Raw genomic sequence first — 8,341 nt, 5'->3', positions numbered from 1 at the left:
ATCGCACTCAACAGCCCGGATACATAGGCTTCAAAGTAACGCCGGCCATGCGCCGAGGCGGCGAATGTCGGGACGGGGATGGGCAGATCGAGCCAGGTAATCACCGCAAACCCGACCATCAACGCAACCAGGACGGCCACGAATAGCGTTGACTGGAACAACGTGCCCCAGTTCCACTGCAGCAGTGCGGTCAGGCCGCCCAGCGTCAGGAAAAAGGTGAGTGTTCCGGCCGTGAATGCCAGCGCGGCCAGCACCCGATGGGACCTCTGGCCGCCCGCCTCCCGAAGGATGGTCCGGACCTTGATGGGGATGGCGGGCAGCACGCAGGGCGTCAGGTTCAGCAGTAGACCTGCCATAACCGCCATCATGATCTGGCCGGCAATGAGCAAAGAAGGCAACTGATCCATCACTCAGCTATCCCCAGCGCCCTTCCCAGCGCTTCCTGCCCAGGCACGCCGGTCTGGCCTTGCCATTGACCACTCGTGTCTTTGAACAGCAGCCCTGGCGTTCCACTGAAACCCAGTTCGGCCATCCACTTGCTGTGCTGCTCAAGCGCCGCCTTGAGGTTCGCCGGTACGGGCGTGAGCTCGGAAATGCCCTCCCCGCTACCATTGTTACCAAAGTTCTCCTCGAACGCCTGGAGCGCTCCGGCCCGATCCTCTGCATTCATGATTGCGGCGGAGAAGCCCAGGCTGGAGGGCTTGAGAAAACCAACCATGACCCAGTGCAACCTGACTTTCCCCTGCGCTACCCAATCTCGGGTTTGCTGCCAGAATTTGTGACAAAAGATGCAATTGGGATCCGCGAACACATAGATTTCCGGGGCATTCTTTCCGCCCTCGCTGACTAAGTGAGTATCCCGGGAAAGCTTCTCGGCAACGGAGGCATACATTGGCTCTGATATATAGCGTGTCGTGTACTGACGAGTCAGATCGGTGCCGTCGCTCTCCAGAAGCGCACCGGAAAAAGTGTAGTCACCGACACCATAGATGATTCCGGCTTTTCCATCCCCGGTCTTTACAACATAACCGGTCACGCCCCCAACTGGTGTGGAGAAGCGTTCAATTACCGTAAAACCGACTTTTTTCTGAAGCGCCTCGATTCCCGGGTCCATCGTTGGTGACGCATACGCGAGAGCCGCAAACAAACTCAAAAAAAGTGCTATCGAAAGCTTACGGAATAGCACGGTCATACCCCGCGCCGGGTGTTCCATACAGAGTGACATCACAGGGACGCTCCCATCTTTATGTATTCATCATTCAACAAGAAGCCACCAGGTGTAGCTGACTACGTGGTGGCATACCGCTAGATCGAACGGCAGGCGCTCGAAGCGAGCCCCCCATGCGATCAAAGGTTCAGGAAATTGCTGAATATTTGGGAGGAAAGGGGTCTGGCCCTGAAAGTACACGGCCAGAATGTGAAGAATGGTCCCAGGGAAAAAGAGAGGACGATAATATCGGCAAATCCAGAATTGCAGATTTGCCGACATGGGAAGAGATACACGTGCTGCTACAGCTACCCTGAGCCAGGAGCCTCGAGCAGTCAGGCATTTCCTGAGCATCCGGCAAAAGGACACAAGCTTCACCCATGGGCTCCACTCCATGAGAAGTCGCAGCACCCACCTGTGAAACAAGGAAATAAGCTGCGAGCAGCATGGCTGTCAGTCCCAAAAGCCGCTTGGTCATTGCATCGAAATCCCGATTACAGAACAGTTACTGCCTTTCACGTGTGGAAAAGCAAGATCCACTGTAACCCACATTGATGGAGGCGCCAAGCACACAGAAACTACTCATCCTCGCGCCTCCATTCTCTTCCATTGACAAAATATGACTAAGCCTACACTCACAAGCTCCTCCGGATTTTACTGCTGGAACACGCTCTTTCGCCCCCGACGTCGGGCCAAAAGCAGCTTGGCAACAATCGGTAACAGGGTAATGCCACTGACCAGGATCAGAAGCCCGGTCACCACCCCGGACTCAGATGCCATGAGCAAGCCACCAAACGCTGTGATCAAATACGCTGTCGGAATAACACCGGCCAGAGTTGCGACCACGAATCGCCAGAACGCGATCGGTGTCAGGCCGGCTGCATAGCTGACGGCATCGAAGGAGATAAAGGGCACCAATCGCGACGCAAAAATGACAAGCATCAACCCGCCCTGGGAGCGGTCCTTGCCCAGCCAATTCAATACCGGACGTACCCGCCTCCAGCGATGGATAACGTCGTACCCCAAGGATCGAGCAATGGCGAAAGCGATCAGTGCGCCGGCCTCAGCACCGATAACCACGATCACTGTTCCCCATAGCGATCCATACACCGCACCGGCAACCATGGCGATCGGGGCGCTGGGGATCGGGCTCAGGACAATGGCCGTGATCATCAGGCCAATGATACCCACCGGCCCCCAATACCCCAGTTGGTCAATCCATTCCGACAAGGCCGCCTTGTTGGTCACGGCGGTCAATGCTCCGGTCTCCAGCATGACCCAATAGATCGCAGCCAGTGCAGCCAGCAAGAGCAGAACCCCGGCTACTTTTGCTTTTGCGTTCGGTCTAACTCCCATGCCTGCCATGGGTACCCGATGAAATTCATGCTTCAGGGTGGTAGTCATAATCTCCTCTGGCGTTCTTACTCGCGCGTCCAGAATCGTCCCTGTTTGTCGAAAACAGGTACTTGCCGAGGGCTGCGACGCCAAGTACCAGGGCGACGATGAGCAAAAGGGATATCAACCCCATTCCCGCCATTCCAAACATGCATGCCTCATTTGTCATCATGTCAATCTCCTGATTCTGTGTGCCAGGCCTCTTAGGAGACGCTGGCCTGTGCGGCTCCGCTTTCGCTGATATTGCTCGCCGCGGAGCCTCCGCTATTGGATTTGAACCGGCCCAGCCGGAGGGAATTGGTCACCACAAATACACTGGAAAGGCTCATAGCACCCGCAGCCAGCATGGGGTTGAGCAGGTAACCGGTAAACGGGAACAGAACACCTGCGGCTACGGGGATCAGTGCCAGATTGTATCCGTAGGCCCAGACAAAATTGCCGAGGATCGTTTTGCGGGTGCGCCGGGAGAGCGCTGCAGCATCCACGATGCCCCGGAGGTCGCCGCGCATCAGAACCACGTCGCCGGCCTCGATGGCAATGTCGGTACCGGTGCCGATGGCGATACCCACATCGGCTTGCGCCAGGGCCGGTGCGTCATTGATACCGTCACCCACAAAAGCAACCCGGGCACCTTCCTCTTGCAGGCGCTTCACTTCGGCCGCTTTCTGGTCCGGCAATACCTCCGCAAGTACCCGTTCGATGCCGGCTTGCCGCGCAATCGCCTCGGCGGTGGCGCGATTGTCACCGGTGAGCATGGCCACGCTGAGCCCTGATGACTTGAGCGCAGCAATCGCTTCCACCGAGCCGTTCTTGAGCGGATCGGCCACGGCAATCAGCGCGGCGAGGCGTCCGTCGACGGCAACATACAGCGGGGATTTGGCTTTTTCAGCAAGTGACACCGCATCGTCGGCGACGCTGGCCAGGTCGATACCGAGGCGGCGCATATAACGGTCCGCGCCCACATTGATCCGGCGTCCGGCCACCTGTGCCTGGATGCCGTAGCCCGGCTCCGCCTGGAATTCACTGATCGCGGGTAACGTGAGGCCCCGATCCCTTGCGCCCTTGACGATGGCTTCCCCGATGGGATGTTCACTTTCGGTCTCTACAGCCGCAACCCAGGCCAGGACCTCATCCTCGCGGCCTTCCACCAGTATGAAATCTGTCAGCTCAGGCTGGCCCCGAGTCAGGGTGCCGGTTTTATCGAGGACGATGGTGTCCATCCGAGACAGTGTCTCCAGGGCCGCGCCTTTGCGGAACAGCACGCCCATTTCGGCGCCCTTACCGGTTCCGACCATAATAGCTGTTGGCGTGGCCAGGCCCATCGCGCAGGGACAAGCAATCAGCAGCACACTGACCGTTGTCACGAAGGCAAAAGACAGTGCCGGGGCAGGCCCGAAGCTGAACCAGGTGATGAACGTCAGAATCGCGAGCACAATCACAATGGGAACGAAAATTCCCGCTATCTTGTCGGCCAGCGCCTGAATCGGGGGTTTATCAGCCTGAGCCGATTCCACCATTCTGATGATCTGTGCCAGAACGGTGTCCGCACCCACCCGGGTCGCCCGGAACGTCAGGGAACCGTTCTTGTTAATGGTTCCACCCACCAGCTCGGCGTCTTTCTGCTTGGCCACGGGAACGGGCTCGCCGCTGATCATGGACTCGTCCACGTAGGATTGGCCTTCTTCCACCACGCCATCAACAGGAACCCGTTCTCCCGGGCGCACCTGGATACGGTCACCAGGTACTACGGCTTCGATGGGCACTTCGACGACGTCCCCGTCCCGAATGACACGGGCGGTCTTCGCCTGCAGTTGCAGAAGTTTTTTGATTGCCTCCGACGTCCGGCCTTTGGCGACGTGCTCGAAGTAGCGTCCCAGCAGAATGAGCGTCACGATCACCGCCGCCGCCTCAAAATAGCTCTGAGCCGTGCCTGCAGGAAAGAAACCCGGAACGAATAATGCCGCCACCGAGTAGAAATACGCGGCACTGGTTCCGATCATGACCAGGCTGTTCATGCCGGGGCTGGCATGACGCAGTTCAACGTAACCGGAGCGGAAAAATCTAGCCCCAGCGTAAAACATTACGGGCGTGGTCAGCAGCCATTCCACGGCCATCCAACCGCGATGGGGCAGGAGGCTTGCATATAGAGCCTCCAGAGCAGGAATTATCTTGCCCATGGCAATCAGAACTACCGGGATAGTCAGAGCTGCAGCGAAGAGCACTTTCCGGCGGAGGTCGATGCCCTCCCTGTCCTGCTCTTCCGTTTCGCTACTGGCGTCCGGCTCCTGAGGCTCATATCCCGCATCGCGGATCGCCTGATGAATTTGCGGCACTGACAGGGTGTCAGACAGGAACTCCACAAACGCTTTCCGGGTAGTCAGATTGACACTGGCCTTAACCATGCCGGGTTGCTTGTTCAATGACTGCTCAATCCGGGATACGCAGGAGCCGCAGCTCATGCCGACGACCGGAATCTCAGCCGACTGTAGCCGTGGCTGGTAACCCGCCTCCTTAATCGAGTCGATTAGCATGGCCGGCGTGGTAGGCTGGTCAAATTCCACGGTGGCTTTTCCGGTCGCCAGATTCACCTGGGCTTCCGCAACGCCGGGCTCACCCATGAGCGCCTTTTCAATCCGCCCGACGCACGAAGCGCAAGACATTCCATCAACACGAATCTCTATTCGTTGCATACCCGTTTGGCTCCTCGGCACAGCTAACTCCGTGCCTTTAATCAGTTCATTCGCAGGCAACTGGCAGCGTCACCCTCGCTGGGCTATGGCTTCGACAATCGGGCAGCCGTCCATGGGTCCTTCACCGGAGCATTCCTCCAGGGTTTCCGACAGGACGGCCTCAATGCGGGACAGGCTCTGAATCTGATGCCGGATTTTTTCCAGTTGCTTCTTTGCAATTCGCTTGGCCTCGGCGCGGTCGCCATTGGCGTCCTGAAGCATCAGGAGTTCGCGAATCTCATCAAGGGTGAAACCCCATTGCTTGGCGTGGATGATGAATTGCAGCCTGGCGATCGCATCCTCGGGGTAACGACGATAATTCGATTGGGTTCGGGCAGGCTCTGGCATGAGATTTTCCCGCTCGTAAAAGCGAATGGCATGGCTGGCCACGCCGCTTTTTTCAGAGAGTTCGCCGATATTGAACGTTTTCATTCCTGCACCTCAAAACGAGTGGTCAATGACTTATCCTAACCATAACCTTAAAGTAAACTTTAAGGTCAAGGTATTTTTCATGCATTGTCAGATCGGGGGCGATGCACCAAACTGGGCCAAGGCCCCGCTTTAAATCAAGTGGGGCAAAAAGACGGAGACACTGTAATGAAGGTTTTTGAAAGGCTGGTTACGCTGATGATAGGACTTTTCCTGCCCCTTTTCGCATTCGCTGATGGGCCCGGGCGCATGGGAGAAGGCATGATGGGTGGCAACATGATGCAGGGCATGGGCGGTATGGGGCTATTCATGATGATGATAATGATTCTTCTGGTTGTGCTATTGATACTGGCGATTCTGGCACTGATCAAATACCTGAGGAACAAGTGATGAGCAGGGAAAAAAGTGTCCATAGGCGCACGGTCCTTCGGGCTGCGGCGGGCACCGGCGTCCTTCTCACGTTGTCGCCGGGACTTCTGCTTACCGGGTGTGATGGAGGGGTAAAAGCGGTTGAATCGGAAACGCTCGGCCTTGATTCCGATGAATACGATGTTGAACTGAATCTTCACGCCATGCCCGATTCGGTGCCCATTCTTCCGGGCGCCCCCAGTGAAGTGTGGCGCTATAGGGCGGAATTGCTGAAAGGCCCGCAAAACACAGTCACCGAAAACCCGGACAGTTACCTCGGCCCAACGATCCGGCTGCGCCACGGCCAGACCGTCAAAATCCATATTCACAATGAGCTGCCAGAGGACACCACCGTCCACTGGCACGGGCTTCATGTGCCTTCCGACGTAGACGGACAACCAAGACTTCCGATCCGCCCAGGCGAGACAATGACTGTAGGCTTTGAGGTACTGGACCGGGCCGGACTGTTCTGGTACCACTCCCATGCCCATGGCAAGCAGGGCGGTCGCGTGGGATTTCAGAGTTACGCGGGCCTGGCCGGGCTCCTGATCGTTGAAGATGAAGAGGAAGCGGGCCTCAAATTGCCGTCGGGCGATAACGAGCTGTTACTGGTGCTTCAGGACCGCACCTTTGCTGGTAACAATGAACTGGTTTACATGGGCGGTGGCATGGGGTCCATGATGGATCGTATGCACGGTTTTATCGGGGATAGAGTGCTGGCTAACGGGGCACCTCCAACCACCCGTAAGGTTGCCACCCGCCCATACAGAATTCGGGTTCTCAATGGGTCCAACGCCCGCATCTACAAACTGGCCTGGAGCGACGGGCGACCTGTCACCGTTATCGGTGCAGACGGCGGCCTTCTTCAGGAACCGGAAGACAGGCCTTACGCCGTGCTGGCTCCGGCTCAGCGGCTTGATATCTGGGTCGACCTTTCCGAGTTCCAGCCGGGTGATGCGCTGGAGCTTATCAGTGACCGTTTCCGGGCAGGCATGATGGGCGGAATGGGAATGATGGGCAGCAACGCCCTGCCCCTCGGCAGCCGATTCCCCCTGGCCAGGCTGGAGGTGGCCGAGTCAGTAGAGGCCAGCGAACCTTTACCGGCACAGCTAGGTGTGCAGCGGCAAAAAATACCGGTAAACCGCAATACGCGAATCCGGTCGTTCGAGTTAAGCCCGGTGATGATGCGGGGATTTGCCATAAATGGCCGGCGGTTTGACGGAACGAATGTCGCGGATGACGAAAAAGTCCGCCTTGGTGACACGGAAATCTGGGAATTCCACAACAGCACACCAATGCCTCACCCGATGCATATTCATGGCTTGCAGTTCAATGTTGTAGGGCGACGAGGCGGCAACTCGGACAGTTTACAGCAGGGCCTGGTAGACAGTGGCTGGCACGACACGGTTCTGGTCATGCCCCGTGAAACGGTTCAGGTGGCGATGAAATTCGAGCGCTTTGACGGCCTTTACATCTACCACTGTCATAACATGGAACATGAAGATGCAGGAATGATGCGCTATTTTCAGGTGCAAGGCTAAACGCCACGACATCCCTCTTAGCGCACACTCATTGTCAGAATGCTTTCGTCGAGCGTGAAGCATCCGAGACCCTGGACTGAGAAGCCACCGACTGGACATCACCAGCCTCGCCCGCCTGTTCAACTGCGGTCACCGAGCCTTTCTTGTCCTTGGATTTGTTCATGCACAACCCCAGGCCACACATGATCAGACATGGCAGGAGGAAGATCAATATAGGCGCGACCCCGAGCAGCACAAGCGTATCCCAGCCAAAAACCAGTCCGGCGGTGACACCAATGGCACCTAACACCCACCAGCGCCGTGACCCTGTCAGCAATCCCATAAGCCCTCGTGAGCCGGTATCCTGGTTCGTCTTGCCCTTTTCGTCACAGTTCGATTTGTTACAGCAACTCATTATAATTCCTCCCATTTTCCAGAACCGATCTCTGTCACTTAGGTTCACCGCTGTAGCGGCGAATAGCCCTGCAACCAGAGATTTCAAAAATAACGTTGAAGTAAAGTTTAAGGTCAAGCGTTTTGTAAAAAAAACGGATAGGCCTTACTACGCGATTTTGAATTTCCAGAAAGTAATGGCAGTGGCATAAAAAACTGCTAGGATCTGGTGAACGATGTGTAGTTGCCCCCGCTAAACC

At 56.7% G+C, this 8,341-nt stretch carries 10 protein-coding genes; 2 read left to right on the top strand and 8 right to left on the bottom strand.

Features of this window, described 5'->3' with window-relative positions; genetic code table 11:
• The 6 genes from B2590_RS05445 to B2590_RS05420 form a co-directional block, all read right to left on the bottom strand.
• A partial coding sequence (locus B2590_RS05445; protein ID WP_286847883.1) for a cytochrome c biogenesis protein CcdA occupies window positions 1-407 on the bottom strand: 407 nt, incomplete at its 3' end.
• On the bottom strand, window positions 407-1,192 hold the full coding sequence (dsbG, locus tag B2590_RS05440; protein WP_227716685.1) for a thiol:disulfide interchange protein DsbG: 786 nt from the start codon (window positions 1,190-1,192) through the stop codon (window positions 407-409). The genes B2590_RS05445 and dsbG, both read right to left, overlap by 1 nt.
• 669 nt (window positions 1,193-1,861) lie before the next feature.
• On the bottom strand, window positions 1,862-2,611 hold the full coding sequence (locus tag B2590_RS05435) for a TVP38/TMEM64 family protein (RefSeq protein WP_083637138.1): 750 nt from the start codon (window positions 2,609-2,611) through the stop codon (window positions 1,862-1,864).
• Complete coding sequence (locus B2590_RS05430) at window positions 2,589-2,774, bottom strand: hypothetical protein (RefSeq protein ID WP_075194539.1); 186 nt, start codon at window positions 2,772-2,774, stop codon at window positions 2,589-2,591. Before B2590_RS05430 ends, B2590_RS05435 begins: the two co-directional genes overlap by 23 nt.
• 31 nt (window positions 2,775-2,805) lie before the next feature.
• Entirely contained in the window at window positions 2,806-5,292 is a 2,487-nt protein-coding gene (locus B2590_RS05425) for a heavy metal translocating P-type ATPase (RefSeq protein ID WP_075194538.1), read from the bottom strand.
• A 69-nt stretch (window positions 5,293-5,361) separates the two neighbouring features.
• A complete protein-coding gene (locus B2590_RS05420; protein ID WP_036206275.1) occupies window positions 5,362-5,763 on the bottom strand; it encodes a MerR family transcriptional regulator in 402 nt (133 codons plus the stop codon).
• A 165-nt stretch (window positions 5,764-5,928) separates the two neighbouring features.
• Between B2590_RS05420 and B2590_RS05415 the strand changes: the two genes are divergently transcribed.
• Together B2590_RS05415 and B2590_RS05410 are read left to right on the top strand one after the other, a co-directional pair.
• Window positions 5,929-6,150, top strand: coding sequence for a hypothetical protein (locus B2590_RS05415; protein WP_036206272.1), 222 nt, complete (start codon window positions 5,929-5,931; stop codon window positions 6,148-6,150).
• A complete protein-coding gene (locus B2590_RS05410; protein WP_075194537.1) occupies window positions 6,150-7,709 on the top strand; it encodes a multicopper oxidase family protein in 1,560 nt (519 codons plus the stop codon). Before B2590_RS05415 ends, B2590_RS05410 begins: the two co-directional genes overlap by 1 nt.
• Before the next feature lie 34 nt (window positions 7,710-7,743).
• Here B2590_RS05410 and B2590_RS05405 read toward each other — a convergent pair whose 3' ends face one another.
• Together B2590_RS05405 and B2590_RS05400 are read right to left on the bottom strand one after the other, a co-directional pair.
• On the bottom strand, window positions 7,744-8,103 hold the full coding sequence (locus B2590_RS05405; RefSeq protein ID WP_051946860.1) for a hypothetical protein: 360 nt from the start codon (window positions 8,101-8,103) through the stop codon (window positions 7,744-7,746).
• A gap of 34 nt (window positions 8,104-8,137) precedes the next feature.
• Window positions 8,138-8,341 (bottom strand): hypothetical protein (locus B2590_RS05400; RefSeq protein WP_286847882.1); only part of this gene is annotated, 204 nt, incomplete at its 5' end.

This window comes from Marinobacter sp. UBA3604, from assembly GCF_002375325.1.
In the GTDB taxonomy this organism is placed as follows: Bacteria; Pseudomonadota; Gammaproteobacteria; order Pseudomonadales; family Oleiphilaceae; genus Marinobacter; species Marinobacter salarius.
This window is presented reverse-complemented; position numbering and strand designations above follow the sequence as displayed.